Source organism: Pseudomonas rubra, from assembly GCF_028656935.1.
In the GTDB taxonomy this organism is placed as follows: Bacteria; Pseudomonadota; Gammaproteobacteria; order Pseudomonadales; family Pseudomonadaceae; genus Aquipseudomonas; species Aquipseudomonas rubra.
In genome coordinates, this window is sequence record NZ_JAMDGZ010000002.1 from 204,153 (window position 1) to 219,603 (window position 15,451).

The 15,451-nt window shown below is 61.8% G+C and carries 14 protein-coding genes; 9 read left to right on the forward strand and 5 right to left on the reverse strand.

All coding sequences use genetic code 11. The features are described from left to right. Window positions 1–115: 115 nt before the first annotated feature. The 5 genes from M5G17_RS01715 to epsC all read right to left on the reverse strand — a co-directional run bounded on the left by M5G17_RS01715 (window position 116) and on the right by epsC (window position 6,142). A complete protein-coding gene (locus M5G17_RS01715; RefSeq protein ID WP_273891289.1) occupies window positions 116–1,342 on the reverse strand; it encodes a hypothetical protein in 1,227 nt (408 codons plus the stop codon). Beyond that, entirely contained in the window at window positions 1,342–3,828 is a 2,487-nt protein-coding gene (locus M5G17_RS01720) for a TcfC E-set like domain-containing protein (protein ID WP_273891290.1), read from the reverse strand. Before M5G17_RS01720 ends, M5G17_RS01715 begins: the two co-directional genes overlap by 1 nt. Window positions 3,829–3,906: 78 nt before the next feature. Beyond that, a complete protein-coding gene (locus tag M5G17_RS01725) occupies window positions 3,907–4,392 on the reverse strand; it encodes a CS1 type fimbrial major subunit (RefSeq protein ID WP_273891291.1) in 486 nt (161 codons plus the stop codon). Between the two features lie 33 nt (window positions 4,393–4,425). Then, on the reverse strand, window positions 4,426–5,034 hold the full coding sequence (locus M5G17_RS01730; protein WP_273891292.1) for a molecular chaperone: 609 nt from the start codon (window positions 5,032–5,034) through the stop codon (window positions 4,426–4,428). Between the two features lie 175 nt (window positions 5,035–5,209). Then, on the reverse strand, window positions 5,210–6,142 hold the full coding sequence (gene epsC / locus M5G17_RS01735) for a serine O-acetyltransferase EpsC (RefSeq protein ID WP_273891293.1): 933 nt from the start codon (window positions 6,140–6,142) through the stop codon (window positions 5,210–5,212). A 337-nt stretch (window positions 6,143–6,479) separates the two neighbouring features. On the opposite strand from epsC, the gene tcyJ reads away from it, so the two are divergent. The 9 genes from tcyJ (at window position 6,480) to M5G17_RS01780 (ending at window position 15,410) form a co-directional block, all read left to right on the forward strand. Next, window positions 6,480–7,280, forward strand: a complete 801-nt coding sequence (gene tcyJ / locus M5G17_RS01740; protein WP_273891294.1) for a cystine ABC transporter substrate-binding protein — start codon at window positions 6,480–6,482, stop codon at window positions 7,278–7,280. Beyond that, a complete protein-coding gene (gene tcyL, locus M5G17_RS01745; protein ID WP_273891295.1) occupies window positions 7,280–7,945 on the forward strand; it encodes a cystine ABC transporter permease in 666 nt (221 codons plus the stop codon). Before tcyJ ends, tcyL begins: the two co-directional genes overlap by 1 nt. 3 nt (window positions 7,946–7,948) lie before the next feature. Beyond that, window positions 7,949–8,710 (forward strand): L-cystine ABC transporter ATP-binding protein TcyN, encoded by a 762-nt coding sequence (tcyN, locus tag M5G17_RS01750; RefSeq protein WP_273891296.1) that lies wholly within the window; start codon window positions 7,949–7,951, stop codon window positions 8,708–8,710. A gap of 277 nt (window positions 8,711–8,987) precedes the next feature. Continuing rightward, window positions 8,988–10,229, forward strand: a complete 1,242-nt coding sequence (locus M5G17_RS01755; RefSeq protein WP_273891297.1) for an SfnB family sulfur acquisition oxidoreductase — start codon at window positions 8,988–8,990, stop codon at window positions 10,227–10,229. A 22-nt stretch (window positions 10,230–10,251) separates the two neighbouring features. Beyond that, window positions 10,252–11,457 (forward strand): SfnB family sulfur acquisition oxidoreductase, encoded by a 1,206-nt coding sequence (locus M5G17_RS01760; RefSeq protein ID WP_273891298.1) that lies wholly within the window; start codon window positions 10,252–10,254, stop codon window positions 11,455–11,457. Continuing rightward, the gene (locus M5G17_RS01765; RefSeq protein ID WP_273891299.1) at window positions 11,457–12,848 is read left to right on the forward strand and encodes an LLM class flavin-dependent oxidoreductase; all 1,392 of its coding nucleotides are present in this window, start codon (window positions 11,457–11,459) and stop codon (window positions 12,846–12,848) included. Before M5G17_RS01760 ends, M5G17_RS01765 begins: the two co-directional genes overlap by 1 nt. Further along, window positions 12,841–13,644, forward strand: a complete 804-nt coding sequence (locus M5G17_RS01770) for a MetQ/NlpA family ABC transporter substrate-binding protein (protein ID WP_130261921.1) — start codon at window positions 12,841–12,843, stop codon at window positions 13,642–13,644. Before M5G17_RS01765 ends, M5G17_RS01770 begins: the two co-directional genes overlap by 8 nt. A gap of 1 nt (window position 13,645) precedes the next feature. Further along, on the forward strand, window positions 13,646–14,776 hold the full coding sequence (locus M5G17_RS01775) for a methionine ABC transporter ATP-binding protein (RefSeq protein WP_273891300.1): 1,131 nt from the start codon (window positions 13,646–13,648) through the stop codon (window positions 14,774–14,776). After that, window positions 14,766–15,410, forward strand: coding sequence for a methionine ABC transporter permease (locus M5G17_RS01780; protein WP_273891301.1), 645 nt, complete (start codon window positions 14,766–14,768; stop codon window positions 15,408–15,410). The genes M5G17_RS01775 and M5G17_RS01780 overlap by 11 nt, the downstream gene beginning before the upstream one ends. Window positions 15,411–15,451 lie beyond the last annotated feature (41 nt).

Genomic DNA, 15,451 nt, shown 5'->3' on the forward strand with positions numbered 1-15,451 from the left:
TGCCTAAGGGAAACACCGTGTAGGGCAAAGTGGCCTCCTGTCGTGTTTATCTTGAACAAGCATTCAAGTTAAACACGGATAGGGGCCACAAGACCAATCGGCGAGGTCGCAAAGGCTAGATAAAGGGTTCGAAAAATACCGTCACGATACCCTCGAACTGGCTGCCGGGATGCGCCAGCATCTGCTCCACCGCCGTCCCCACTGTCTGGAAATGTAGCGTAGCAGGTTGCTGAAAGGCGGCACTCACCGTGCGCAGATTCAATGCATTTTGTCGCCCCACCGGCAACACCTCACGACGCACCGGGCGGCCATTGCCAACCTGGATATGAGCCGGCAAGCTCACTGCCACATTAAACGCCGCCAGGGTGTCCCCGCCATTGCGGCGCATGGCGCAACCTGCCCCCTGCGGATACTGGCACAGGGTATACATACTGAACGGGCCTGAACTCCACACGCGAAACGGGATGTCGCGTTGCAGTTGCTCCGGTCGCTGGCCACGATTGACCCAGCCGGCCCAACCATCGCGCGGCTCGAGCACGGCCCTTTCGGAGCCCGGAGGGAACTCGGTCTTGAGATGGTGATTGACCGCCAGCTCGAACTCCAGGGTTACCTCGCTGGTGTTCAAGCCGCTGACGTGATTGCCAAGGTCAAACTCTGCACCCGGGCCTACGCTGAACGTCTGGGTAGCGGTATACATGCCATTGGGAATATCCAGGGGCGGCGGCAGGTTCAACTCGAAGCCGATACCGAACGTCTCCATTTCCAAAGGCACCTGATGGCCATTGGGGGCGAAACTGCTCTGGGAATGACACCCCGCCGGGGCCGGAGGATTCGTAACGTTCCACAGATAGTGGACCTCCCGAGGACGCGAGGTTTGATGAAAGGTTTTCAGATACCGGCAGCCACCACCGGGATACTGGGTAAAAATGGGATGGTTATGAATGCTGTCCCCCAGTCTCATTGAACGCCCCATCTGGCTCACATGCGTAATACGAAACTCGACCGGGTAACTGCGTCCCGTTGCAACATTGCTGATCTGAAAATTGCGCTGGCCAGGCAATTGAACAAAAAAGCGGTCCCTGACATCGCTGGCGCCCTGCACGCTCTCCTTGTTATAGGTGATCGGAATCCCTACCGAAAACGCCCCCAGCGCTCGACAATATTCTGGCCAGCGTAAGCAAAACGCCGCCTGTGGCGTAGTGTTAATGAAATGGGTGTTGTGAGGGTTGTTTGGGTCCGGCTCATAGAATGCAGTGATTTTTACCGTCGGCCCCCACACAGTGGGGCTCAGGACACAGAGCCCCGCCAGCACAACGCGACGAAGTAAAGCGGGCATGCTCATCAGCTCTTGGCTCCAGGGTTGGTCTCGGCACTGGCCAATGTCGATCGCTCGCAGGAGACATCCCCCGCAAACAGCACGTCCTGTTCACGACGCAAGTCACCTTTGCCCAGGTCGAGCAGGCACAGTGAGGTATCGCGCAAACGCACCTCCAGGGTTGGCGTGCGCTCGCTCATCTCCACGGCGAAAAAACCGTCTGCCTCGGTCACGCTGCGACTGGCGTGATTGATCAATAGTGCGCCCTTGAGCGGCTGGCCACGGCCATCGAGCAGGCGCCCGATCACGGTCAGGGTCTTCATCACGCGGATCTTCTGGTAGCCGACGCCACCCCGGTTGAGGTGATAACCCACCGCTTGCGGTTGGATACTTGCCGTCGGCGCATCGCTGCCCGCAAAGTCAAACTGCACGCTACCGGCCTTGTACGCTGACACCGGCACCACATTACGCCCGGCACGCAGGATCGCCGCGTGGCCGTTGAGGTCATCGGAGCGCAACTCGACATCGCCGCCATCGGTCTCGACATCGACGATCATGCCAGCCTGGTAGTTCTGATACTCACCCGTGGCCGCCATCGCGCCACCGCCCCAGGCCAGCGTGCTATCAAGATTGAGACCTCCGAGCCAGGCGCTGTCCAGGGTCGACTGCTGAGCGTAGACATCGCCGCGCACCACATTGGTCTGGTAGCTGGCGGTAGCACCAATGCCTGCGCCATAGCGATCGGCGGTGAGCGATCCGGACACTGCCTGCAGTGCCCCGTCGGTGAAGGCCTGCTGGTAGATCAGTGAGGCATTCTGGTCACGGCGACCATCATAGCCGGTACGGCTGCCAAAGCTGCCGGCTACCCGGCGCTCGCCACTGCCAAGCAGTACGTTCAAGCTCAGGTCGACACCTCGATTGCGCTGTTCGTTGGTGCTCAGGGTACCTGGGCGGTCGAACAGCGACAGACGCCAGCTGGCATCGGTTCCAAACAACTTGGCGTTGCGCCACCAGCCCACATCCACACCGACACCATTGGCCGCGCCGTTGCTGTGGGCGATGCGCAAGGTGGCACTGTCCTCTGGGCTCAAACGGTGCTGCCAGGACAATGCACTCTGCTGCAACCGCTCGATCCGCGCCTGCCGATACCACGAACCTTGGTCATAGCGGTTGACATCCATCCAGCTACGGTTGTGACTGAGCACAAAGCTGCCATGGCTGTAGCGAAAGATGCCCTGCAGGTCAAAGCCGTTACCGACACCGCCGGTGTGGAACACGTTGGCGTACAGTTGCATGTCATCGCGCACGGCCCAGTCCAATGCGCTCCCGTACTGCATGGCCTCGTCAACCCGCTGGAGCGACACGCCGAGAATTGCCCGGGGATGCGCCAGGTAGCTGGCGACCAGGCCAGCGGTTAACTGGCCGTCCTCATCATCGTTCCAGTTGCTGAGCAAGTTGCTCTGCTGTCCAAGGAAGGCGCTGTAGCGCAGCGGCTTGTCCGGGTTGCTCCAGTTGTTCGGCTTGTAGATGAACTCCTCGCTGCGCACCGTGACATTGCCATCTTCCAGCAGGCGCACTTCCACTTCATAGATTCCGCCCGGCAGCCGCCGGGTATCCAGGGCCTGCAGCCCGGGCTGGACCGGCTGGCTGTAAATCAACACGCCATTGCGATAAACCTCCGCTACCCCTGGACGGCTCGGGGTTACATAGATTGGCGTGGCACTGGGCATGCCGTTGTTGATGGCCAAGGTATCGCTGGTGCCGTACATCACCCCTACCGTGCCCTCCGGGCGCGAACCCAACAGCCGTGGCTGACGGGCAATACCGTTGTCGTCGGGGGTAAAGAAACCCAGGCGCCAGAAGTGCTCCTGCTGCAAATGCTCGCCATACAATTGCTGCGCGTAATAACGCAGATCCTCGGCATCGCGGCTGTCGGCACTGCGGTGCATCTGCCCGGCGGCCACCGCCGTCCATTGCCCCAGGCTGCTTTGCGCCTCGAAAGCGTAACGTCCCGAAGCCGCCTGGCCCTGACCGCCGGTGAGGTTCAACTGATTGCTCAGCAACAGGCCGCGGCTGCCTTGATCCGGCAACCGGTGAAAATTCGAAGCCAGGGCATCATGCTCAGCCCGGCGGGTAAGGATGGAAACCTGCGAAGTGACCAGGCTGTAATGCAGGGCCAGCAGATCATCCGGACACGCTCTGGTGCACGTACCCAGGGGCCAGCCATCGGCCAGGTTGTGCAACCAGCGTTGCTGTTCGGTCGGCCCGTAGGCACTGTCAGACAGCTCGCTGAACTCGATCAGCTGCAAGCTTTCATCAGGACGCAAAATGACCATGGCCTCGCCCAGGGTACGACCATCGAGCTCAACCCGGACCGCCAGCGGTACGTCAAAGAAGTGTGCGTGAAAATCAGGTGGCAAGCCCTTGACCTGGCCCAGCACCGACGTTTCAGCATGCACCTGAGCGCCCAGGCACAGTAGGCCAAAGGCCACCCAGCGAGACAGAACACTCATACCCAAGCAACCCGAAAGAAGGCCCCGAGGCCGCCTTCGAACAAGCGCGGCCGGGGGCTGGAGAGCGAGAAGGGAGGCTTAGGGTGCGGCGGTTTCGAACATCATGCCGACCATGCCCTGATAGTTGCCCGGCACATAGCCGCCGGACGGGGTGTTGGCCGCCAGCCTGAACTCGATACGCGTACCGCCTGCAGCCGCAGCGGCCGGTACCACCACCTCGGGAGTGCCGGGGCTCAGTTGCACCCCTCCGACCATCACGTTCAGACCAATCTGGTTGCCACCGCTGGCAATCGAAGCTGGTGAGGTCAGCGAGGCACTGATCGGGCCGATGGTGCTCTTGACGTCGAATTGCTTGCTCAGACTGTCAAAGTCTTCGCGCACATGGTTCCACGGCAAGGTCTGTGGGTCGTTGGTCCAGTTGTCACCCGGCGGGGTGACAACGTAGAAACTATCGGTCGGCACGGTTGCCACTACAGTGACTTGATGCTGGATCGGGTCGGCGGCCTGGGCACTGATGGACAACGCCAGCAATGCAAAGGGAGCAGCCAGAGTAAATTTGTTCACGTTAAAACCTCATGTGTGAAAGTGTTGGCGAAATCAACCGGCGATCTCGACCTTGCGGGTCTTGTCGCCCTCGATCAGCTCGAAGCGATAGGCGCGACCCGCCTGTTTTTTGAACTCACGCGCGGTGCCGGGACGAACGTGATACTTGCTGGGCACTTCACACTGTTTGCCACCTGTGGCGCAGTCATTGAAGTGATCCAGAATCAGGGTGGCGTTACCGTTGTTGTGGACCAGAAAGCGCTCAGGCTCTTGCTTGATGTCGGTCTGATAGCGAGGAGAAAGCGGACGCACGAAAAGAATTGCGCCGTAACCGGCCAGGACATTCACGCCTGCGGAGAAAGACTCGCGATAGTCCTCGGACTCATCGGCACTAAGACCAAAGCCATCACCCTGGTCGGGCAGGACCGGCTCGAAGCGCACACGAAAGTAGCGCTCGTGCTCGCGGCTGCTGCCATCCTCGGCGTAAACCAGCTCGACCACGCTGACTTTGACAAAGGCAGTGGTGTCGCCCATGTTGCGCACACGTTTGAGCAAGGTGCTTTTTTGCCCATCCATGTACTCGTACATGGCACCGATGTTGATTTCAGGGCCTGCCTGTACCAGCAATGGTGTACACAACAACACCCACAACAACGCTCTCATGTGCCCGGCCTGTCTTGCTCTTGGGAATGAGCGAAAACTACTGAGCGGCGGGGTATGAGCTAATCAGACCAGTCGCAAATAAATCGGGAATTTTCCGAGCGAAACAATGAGCACAAAGAACTGAGCCGCTTGGCATTGCGCCAAGCGGTTTTGATAACAATTTAGCGTGGCCGCTTTACTTCTGGGTGCCGTCGTCGTGTTGCAGGTTAGCCTGGGTCAGGTTGCTGCCCGGGGCCACGCTACGGGTCAGCCAGACGTTGCCGCCGATGGTCGAACCCTTGCCGATGGTGATTCGTCCCAGAATAGTCGCGCCGGCATAAATCACCACGTCGTCCTCGACAATCGGGTGGCGTGGATGGCCCTTCTGCAGTTGCCCGTCCTCGTCTGCCGGGAAGCGCTTGGCGCCCAGGGTGACCGCCTGGTAGATACGCACCCGCTCGCCGATGATCGCGGTTTCACCGATCACCACACCGGTGCCGTGGTCGATGAAGAAACTCGGGCCGATCTGCGCGCCCGGGTGAATATCGATGCCGGTGGCCGAATGCGCCAGTTCCGAGCTGATCCGCGCCAGCAACGGCAGGCCGGCCCGGTACAGGTGATGGGCAAGGCGATGGTGAATGACCGCAAGGATACCTGGATAGCACAACAGCACTTCGTCGACGCTGCGCGCCGCCGGGTCGCCATGGAAGGCGGCCAGCACATCGGTATCGAGGATGCTGCGCAGGCCCGGCAAGGCGGCGGCAAAGTCCTGGATCAGGCGCAATGCCTTGGCGTCGATGTCCGCCGTGGCCTGATTGCCCTGACGTGCCACATAACGCAACTCCAGACGCGCCTGGGCGAGCAAGGCGGTCAGGGCAGCATCAAGGGTGTGGCCCACGTAGAAGTCTTCGCTTTCTTCGCGCAGGTCCACCGGGCCCAGGCGCATGGGGAACAAGGCGCCACACAGCTGCTCGAGAATGTGCCGCACCGCTTCGCGTGACGGCAGTTCACGGCCGCCCTGCTGACCGCTGCTGCGGCCGTTGCTGGTGCGCCACTGATCGCGGGCGCTACGCAACTGGCCAACGATGGTTTGCAGCTGCCAATGCCCTGATTGCGCGTTGTCGCTCACGGTTACTTCTCCTGCTGCAGCGGCGGTCGGTGGATGAGGGTGCCGTCGCAATGAACAATCACTTTACGGCAATTTCCTACAGCAGAAAAAATAACGCTTTATTCCAGAAAGCAATAAAGGCGGCATAAGCTGGGGAGTTGCCCGCCTGCCCCGGGCTGCCTATAGTCGAACTTTGCACAGCGCAGTAGGGCACCGGCACTATTCGCCTACCCTGAGGCCTGGGCCAGGTCATTGAAAAATTTGAAAATAGTATAAGAAAATGAATTTATATTATTTTTAAGACTAAACGCATCACCCTATAGTCAGCGCCACACTCACAACAACATTGGGGCTACACATGAAGATTTCCGCGTTCGGTAAACAGGCAGTCGCCGCCGGTCTGGGCCTGCTGCTTGGCGCCAGCCTGCTCGGTCAGGCAGTGGCGGGTGAGCAACTGCAGCAGATCAAGGACAAGGGCGTTATCAACATCGGCCTTGAAGGTACCTATCCACCGTTCAGCTTCGTCGATGCCGACGGCAAGCTCACCGGCTTCGAGGTGGAACTCTCCGAGGCCCTGGCCAAGGAGCTGGGGGTCAAGGTCAAACTGCAACCGACCAAGTGGGACGGCATCCTCGCAGCCCTTGAGTCCAAGCGTCTGGACGCGGTGGTCAATCAGGTGACTATCTCCGAAGAGCGCAAGAAGAAGTACGACTTCTCCGAGCCCTACACCGTTTCCGGCATCCAGGCGCTGGTGCTGACCAAGAAAGCCGCCGACCTGAACATCCAGTCCGCTGCCGACCTGGGTGGCAAGAAAGTCGGCGTGGGCCTGGGCACCAACTACGAACAGTGGGTCAAGGCCAATGTGCCAACTGCTGACGTGCGCACCTACGAAGACGATCCAACCAAGTTCGCCGACCTGCGCAACGGCCGTATCAACGCCATCCTGATCGACCGTCTGGCTGCTCTGGAATACGCCAAGAAGGCCACGGACACCACCGCCGCCGGTAACGCGTTCTCGCGTCAGGAGTCCGGAATCGCCCTGCGCAAAGGCGAGCCTGAATTGCTGCAAGCCCTGAACAAAGCCATCGACAAGCTGCGCGCCGACGGCACGCTGAAAAAGCTTTCGGAAAAATACTTCAACGCTGACGTCACCCAATAATGGAAGAAGCTTTCCAACTTGCACTGCAGTCCGCGCCCTTTCTGCTCAAGGGCGCGTACTACACGGTAATCCTCAGCCTCGGCGGGATGTTCTTTGGCCTGCTGCTGGGCTTTGCCCTGGCGCTGATGCGTCTGTCATCGCTCAGGCTGCTGAGCTGGACGGCGCGAGTCTACGTGTCGTTCTTCCGCGGCACGCCACTGCTGGTGCAGCTGTTCGTGATCTATTACGGCCTGCCCCAGATAGGCCTGGAACTGGACCCGCTACCGGCGGCGCTGATCGGCTTCTCGCTGAACATGGCCGCCTATGCCTGTGAAATCCTCCGCGCCGCCATCAGCTCGATTGATCGTGGCCAGTGGGAGGCCGCGGCCAGCATCGGCATGACCCGTGGCCAGGCCATGCGCCGGGCGATCCTGCCGCAAGCGGCGCGCACCGCCTTGCCGCCCCTGGGCAACAGCTTCATTTCGCTGGTCAAGGACACCGCCCTGGCCGCCACTATTCAGGTGCCGGAACTGTTCCGCCAGGCGCAGCTGATTACCGCGCGCACCTTCGAAATCTTCACCATGTACCTTGCCGCCGCACTGATCTACTGGGTGCTGGCCAGCGTTCTTGCACACCTGCAGAACCGCCTGGAAGCGCGGGTCAACCGGCACGACCAGGAGTCCTGAGGCATGATCGAGGTACTACGACTGAGCAAGCAGTTCAACGGCCAGACCGTGCTCGACGACATCAGCCTCAAGGTAGAGGCTGGCGAGGTAATCGCCATCATCGGCCCCAGCGGCTCCGGCAAGACCACCTTCCTGCGCTGCCTGAACCTGCTGGAAACCCCCAGCAGCGGGCGCATCAAGGTCGGTAACGTTGAGATCGACGCCAACCGCCCGCTCAGCCAGCAAAGCGGGTTGATCCGCCGCTTGCGCCAGGAGGTTGGCTTCGTTTTCCAGAACTTCAACCTGTTCCCCCACCGCACGGCACTGGAGAACATCATCGAAGGCCCGCTGGTGGTCAAGAAGACCCCGCGCGAGCAGGCCGAGGCCCTGGGCATGAAGCTGCTGGCCAAGGTCGGCCTGGCCGGCAAGGAGGCCTCCTACCCGCGCAAGCTGTCCGGTGGACAGCAACAGCGGGTGGCGATTGCCCGGGCACTGGCCATGGAACCGGAGGTCATCCTCTTCGATGAACCGACCTCGGCGCTCGACCCCGAGCTGGTCGGCGAAGTACTGGCAACCATCCGCAGCCTGGCCGAAGAAAAACGCACCATGATCATCGTCACCCACGAGATGAGTTTTGCCCGGGATGTCGCCAACCGGGTGATCTTCTTCGACAAGGGCGTAATCGTTGAGCAGGGTGAAGCCAAAGCACTGTTTGCCCAACCCAAAGAAGAGCGCACCCGGCAGTTCCTCGGCAAATTCCTCGGTACGCAGAACACCGACTACTGAGTTTTCCCCCGCCTTTTTCCCACTCCCACCTGACGCCTGCCCTACCCCGGCAGGCGTTCGTCCAGCGACCGCCAAGTACTTCTATATTTATTCCTAAAAGTTAGTTTATTTAATTTTTATACGCTATTAGGGTATATACACCGGACCACCGGACCAGCGCAATTTTGTCGCCGCACCCCGCGTCGACGTTTTCAATTCGTGAGGTAGGTATGGTCAGGAACACAATCACCCCAGTGCGTAACGCCAGGGCATTGAGTGCAGCCAAGGAGCGGTACTGATGTCCAATCTGGCAGAAACCACAGTCCACAGTGATCTGGACAGCGCCCCGCTGTTGTTGCCAGCCAAGGTGCTGAGCAACGACGCACAAGCCCTGCAAGCGGCCCATGAACTGGCCGAGGCGGCACGTGACCAGGCGGCCAGGCGCGACCAGCAACGCAAGCTGCCCTGGGCGCAAATCGAGCAGTTCACCCGCAGCGGCCTGGGTAGCATCAGCATCCCGCACGCCTTTGGCGGCGCGCAGGTATCGTTTGTCACCCTCGCCGAGGTGTTTCGCATCATCAGCGTCGCCGACCCGGCGCTGGGGCAGATCCCGCAAAACCAGTTCGGCATTCTGCAACTGCTCAAGGGCGCCGCTACCGAACGCCAGCAAGCACTGCTGTTCAAGTCGGTGCTCGACGGCTGGCGCATCGGCAATGCCGGGCCCGAGCGCGGCACCAAGCACACCCTGGACCTCAAGGCGCGCATCACCCGCGAGGGCGATCACTATGTGCTCAGCGGCCAGAAGTTCTATTCCACCGGCGCCCTGTTTGCCCATTGGGTGGCGGTCAAGGCGCTGAACGATGATGGCCGTCAGGTCATGGCCCTGGTCCGGCGCGGCACACCGGGCCTGCGCATCGTCGACGACTGGTCCGGTTTCGGCCAGCGCACCACCGCCAGCGGAACCGTGCTGCTGGACAAGGTGCAGGTCGATGCGGACCTGGTGATCGACACCTGGAAACAAGGCGAAGTCCCGAACATCCAGGGCGCCGTCTCGCAACTGATTCAGGCAGCCATCGATGCCGGGATTGCCGAAGCGGCAATTGCCGACACCATCGCCTTTGTCCGCGAAAAGGCCCGGCCGTGGATCGACGCCAAGGTCGATCGCGCCAGTGACGATCTCTATGTGATCGCCGACGTCGGTCGCTTGCAACTGGAGCTGCATGCCGCCCAGGCGCTCCTGGGCAAAGCTGCGCGCGTGCTCGACGAAGTCAGCGCCGCACCCGTCGATGCCGCCGCTGCCGCCCGGGCCTCGATCGCCGTGGCCGAAGCCAAGGTGCTGACCACCGAGATCTCCCTGCAAGCCAGCGAGAAGCTCTTCGAGCTCTCCGGCAGCCGCGCCACCCTGGCCGAGTTCAACCTTGACCGACACTGGCGCAATGCCCGCGTGCACACCCTGCACGACCCGGTTCGCTGGAAATACCACGCCGTCGGCGCCTATCACCTCAACGGTACCCTGCCTGCCCGGCACGCCTGGATCTGACCAGACCACTGGAGCCCTGTTTATGAGTCTTTTGCCACAACCGCAGGCTAACGTCGCGGTCATCCACACTGACGCCCAGGCATTGCACATTGCCGAGGAAATCGCCGCCCAGCTTCGCCGCGACAGCGCCCTGCGCGACCGCGAACGCCGCCTGCCACACCCTGAATTGGAGCTGTTCTCGCGCTCCGGCCTGTGGGGTATCAGCGTGCCCAAGGCCTACGGTGGCGCCGGCGTATCGAACGTCACCCTGGCCAAGGTCATCGCCCGCATCGCCCAGGCCGATGCCTCGCTTGGGCAAATTCCGCAAAACCATTTCTATGCCCTGGAGGTGCTGCGGGTCAACGGCAGCCCGCAGCAGCAACAACGCCTGTACGCCGAAGTACTGGCCGGCCAACGCTTCGGCAATGCCCTGGCCGAGCTCGGCACCAAGACTGCCCACGACCGCACCACCGCCCTCACCCGTGATGGCGACGCCTACCGCATCAATGGCCGCAAGTTCTACGCCACCGGCGCTATCTATGCCCAGCGCATTCCTACCTCGGTGGTCGATAAAGCGGGCGTGCAGCATCTGGCCTTCGTACCGGCAGACAGCGCCGGTTTGAAGGTCATCGACGACTGGAGCGGCTTCGGCCAACGCACCACCGGCAGTGGCTCGGTGGTGTTCGACCAGGTGCCAGTCGCCGCCGAGGATGTGTTGCCGTTCCAGAGCGCCTTCGAGCGCCCGACCACGGTCGGCCCGCTGGCGCAGATCCTCCATGCTGCCATCGACACCGGCATCGCCCGCGCCGCGTACGAAGATGCCCTGCACTTCGTGCGTACCCGCAGTCGGCCATGGATCGACTCCGGCGTCGATCAGGCCAGCGAAGACCCGTTGACCCTGAAGTCGTTCGGCCACCTGGCGATCCGCTTGCACGCCGCTGAAGCGCTGCTCGAACGGGCGGGCGACTATCTGGATCGCGCCCAGGCCGAACCCAATGCCGACACCGTCGCCGCCGCCTCGATCGCCGTGGCCGAAGCGCGGGCAATCAGCACCGAAATCTCGCTGGCCGCCGGCACCACCCTGTTCGAGCTGGCCGGCAGCCAGGCAACCCTGGCCGAGCACGGCCTGGATCGTCATTGGCGCAACGCCCGGGTGCACACCCTGCACGACCCGGTGCGCTGGAAGTATCACGCCATCGGCAACTACTACCTCAACAACGAAAACCCACCGTTGCGGGGCACGATCTGATGGCCAAGAAAAAGATCCTGCTCAACGCCTTCAACATGAACTGCGTCGGGCATATCAACCACGGCCTGTGGACCCACCCGCGGGACACGTCGAGCCAGTACAAGACCCTCGAATACTGGACCGAGCTGGCCCAGCTACTGGAACGCGGACTGTTCGACGGCTTGTTCCTCGCCGATATCGTCGGTGTTTACGATGTCTACCAGCAGTCTGTCGATGTGCCGCTCAAAGAGTCGATCCAGTTGCCGGTCAACGACCCGCTGCTGCTGGTCTCGGCCATGGCTGCGGTCACCCGCAACCTCGGTTTCGGCCTGACCGCCAACCTGACCTACGAACCGCCGTACCTGTTCGCCCGGCGCCTGTCGACCCTCGACCATCTGAGCCGTGGCCGGGTCGGCTGGAACATCGTCACCGGCTACCTCGACAGCGCGGCCAAGGCCATGGGCCTGGATCAGCAACCCGAACACGACCGCCGCTATGACCAGGCCGACGAATACCTTGAGGTGCTGTACAAGCTCTGGGAAGGCAGCTGGGAAGACGGCGCGGTGCTCAACGACCGCCAGCAGCGGATCTATGCCCAGCCCGACAAGGTGCACAAGATCAAGCACCAAGGCGAGTTCTACCGGGTCGAGGGCTACCACCTGTGCGAGCCATCGCCGCAGCGTACCCCGGTGCTGTTCCAGGCCGGCAGTTCCGAGCGCGGCCTGAGCTTTGCCGGCAACCATGCCGAGTGCGTGTTCATCAGCGGCCAGAACAAGGCCGCCACCCGCGCCCAGGTCGACAAGGTGCGTGCTGCCGCCGTGGCCGCCGGGCGTGACCCGCAGGCGATCAAGGTGTTCATGGGCCTGACGGTGATCGTCGCCCGCACGGAGGATCAGGCCAAGGCCAAGCATGCCGAGTACCTGCGCTACGCCAGCGCCGAGGCCGGTGTTGCGCATTTTTCCAGCTCCACCGCTATCGACTTCTCCGAGTACGAACTGGACGAGCCGATTCAGTACGTGAAGAGCAACGCTATCCAGTCCGCCACCAAGAACCTGCAGAACAACGACTGGACCCGGCGCAAGCTGCTCGAACAACACGCCCTCGGCGGACGCTACATCACCCTGATCGGCTCGCCAACCCAGGTCGCCGACGAGTTGGAAAGCTGGATCGCCGAAACTGGCCTGGACGGTTTCAACCTGACGCGCACCGTGACCCCGGAAAGCTATGTCGACTTCATCGACCTGGTGATCCCCGAACTGCAACGACGCGGCTCGTACAAGACCGCCTACGAACAGGGCAGCCTGCGCGAAAAGCTCTTCGCCAGCGACCAGCCGCACCTGCCGGCAGACCACCCTGGCGCCAGCTATCGCCATACCACTACGACCCCAACCGGAGCGCTACAGCATGCTTAAAACCTTGATTGCCCGCCCGCTCACCGCCCTGGCGCTGACCGTGGGCCTGTTCGGCGCCGCCCAGGCCGCCGACGCCTTGAAAGTCGGGACCACCGCAGCCTTTTCCATCCCCCTGGAAGCGGCCGTCAGCGAAGCGAAGAAGCAGGGCCTGGAGGTCGAGCTGATCGAATTCAGCGACTGGATCGCGCCGAACGTCAGCCTGGCGGCAGGTGATATCGACGTGAACTACTTCCAGCACATCCCGTTCCTGGAAAACGCCAAGGCCGCCGCCGGATTCAACCTGGTCCCCCTCGCCCCGGGGATCATCAACAACGTCGGCCTCTATTCGAAAAAATACAAAAGCTTCGATGAACTGCCCGAAGGTGCCAGTGTTGCCATCGCCAACGACCCGATCAACAGCGGCCGCGGTTTGCAGCTACTGGCCAAGGCTGGTCTGATCACGCTCAAGCCCGGCGTCGGCTACAAGGCCAGCGAAGAAGACATCGTCGCCAACCCGAAAAAACTGAAGATTCTCCAGGTTGAAGCGGTGCAACTGGTACGCGCCTACGATGATGCTGACCTGGTTCAGGGCTACCCGGCCTATATCCGCCTGGCCAAGACCTTCGACGCCACCTCGGCGCTGCTGTTCGATGGCCTGGACCACAAGGAATACGTGATCCAGTTCGTCATTCGCCCGCAGAGCAAGGATGACCCGCGCCTGGCCAAGTTCATCGACATCTACCAGCACTCGCCGGTGGTGCGCGCCGCCCTCGACCAGGCCCACGGCAAGCTCTACCAAGCTGGCTGGGAGAGCTGAGATGAGCGCCGTCAGCGCCCGCGTGGCGCAGGAGCAGCAACCGCCTTTCGCGCCCCTGCAACAGGCCCGGCAGCGAGCCTTGCACCCGGAGCTGGGCAACGCCCATGTGCGCTTCATCGGCCTGGGCAAGACCTACCCGGGCCAGCAAACACCAGCGCTTGCGGGTATCGACCTGAACATCCAGCGCGGTGAGATTTTCGGCATTATCGGCCGCAGCGGTGCTGGCAAGTCGTCGCTGATCCGTACCATCAACCGCCTGGAGCAACCGAGCAGTGGCCGGGTGCTGATCGACCAGGTGGACATCGGCGAGTACGACGAAGACCGCCTGGTGCGCCTGCGCCGGCGCATCGGCATGATCTTCCAGCACTTCAACCTGATGTCGGCCAAGACGGTGTGGCAGAACGTCGAGCTGCCACTCAAGGTTGCCGGCGTACCCAGGGAGCTGCGCCAGCGCAAAGTCACCGAGTTGCTGGAGCTGGTCGGCCTGCAGGAAAAACACCAGATTTACCCCGCACAGTTGTCTGGCGGGCAGAAGCAGCGTGTCGGCATTGCCCGGGCGTTGGTGCATGACCCAGAGATCCTGCTGTGTGATGAAGCGACTTCGGCCCTCGACCCGGAAACCACTGAATCGATCCTCGGCCTGCTGCGCGATATCAACCGGCGCCTGGGCCTGACCATCGTCTTGATCACCCATGAGATGGCAGTGATCCGCGATATCTGTCAGCGGGTAGTGGTGCTCGAACGCGGCCGCATCGTCGAGCAAGGCGCCGTCTGGCAAGTGTTTGGCGACCCGCAGCACGAAGTCAGCAAGACCCTGCTCGCGCCGTTGCAACCTGCCCTGCCGGCTGCCTTGCAAGCACGTTTGCAGCCGCAACCGCCAAGCCCGGAGGCGGCGCTGGTGCTGAATGTGCGGGTCAGTGGCAAAGACAAACAGGCACCGGAATTGTCTTCATTGTTCGCCTTGCTCGGCGGCCAGATCAGCCTGCTGCAAGGCGGTATCGAACCGATCCAGGGCCGCGCCCTGGGCCAGCTTGTAGTGTCGGTGGCCAACTCGCCGCACAGCCACGAGCAGGTGATTGAGCGCGCCCGGCAATGGGCTGCACAGGTGGAGGTACTGGGTTATGTGGTTTGATCGCTTGCTTGCGGGTGTGCTCGACACCTTGTTGATGGTTGGCGTCTCGTCGCTGATCGCCCTGCTTGCCGGCATACCGCTGGCAGTGATCCTGGTCACCAGCGGCAAGGGCGGGATCTTCGAAGCGCCCACCCTGAACCGGGTGCTCGGCGCCTTCGTCAACCTGTTCCGCTCGATTCCGTTCCTGATCCTGATGGTGGCTCTGATCCCCTTTACCCGCCTGATCGTCGGCACCACCTATGGGGTCTGGGCCGCTGTGGTGCCCCTGACCATTGCCGCCACGCCGTTCTTTGCCCGCATTGCCGAAGTCAGCTTGCGGGAAGTCGACCACGGCCTGATCGAAGCAGCCCAGGCCATGGGCTGCCGACGTTGGCACATCGTCTGGCATGTCCTGCTGCCCGAAGCCCTGCCGGGCATCGTCGGCGGCTTCACCATCACCCTGGTGACCATGATCAACTCCTCGGCCATGGCCGGCGCCATTGGTGCCGGCGGCCTGGGCGACATTGCCTACCGTTACGGCTACCAGCGTTTCGACAGCCAGATCATGCTGACGGTGATAGTCATGCTGGTGGTGTTGGTGGCATTGATTCAACTGGGTGGGGATCGATTGGCGAAAGGTTTGAACAAGCGTTGAAATCATCGCGGGGCAAGCCAGCTCCCACCGGATCCGGTGCA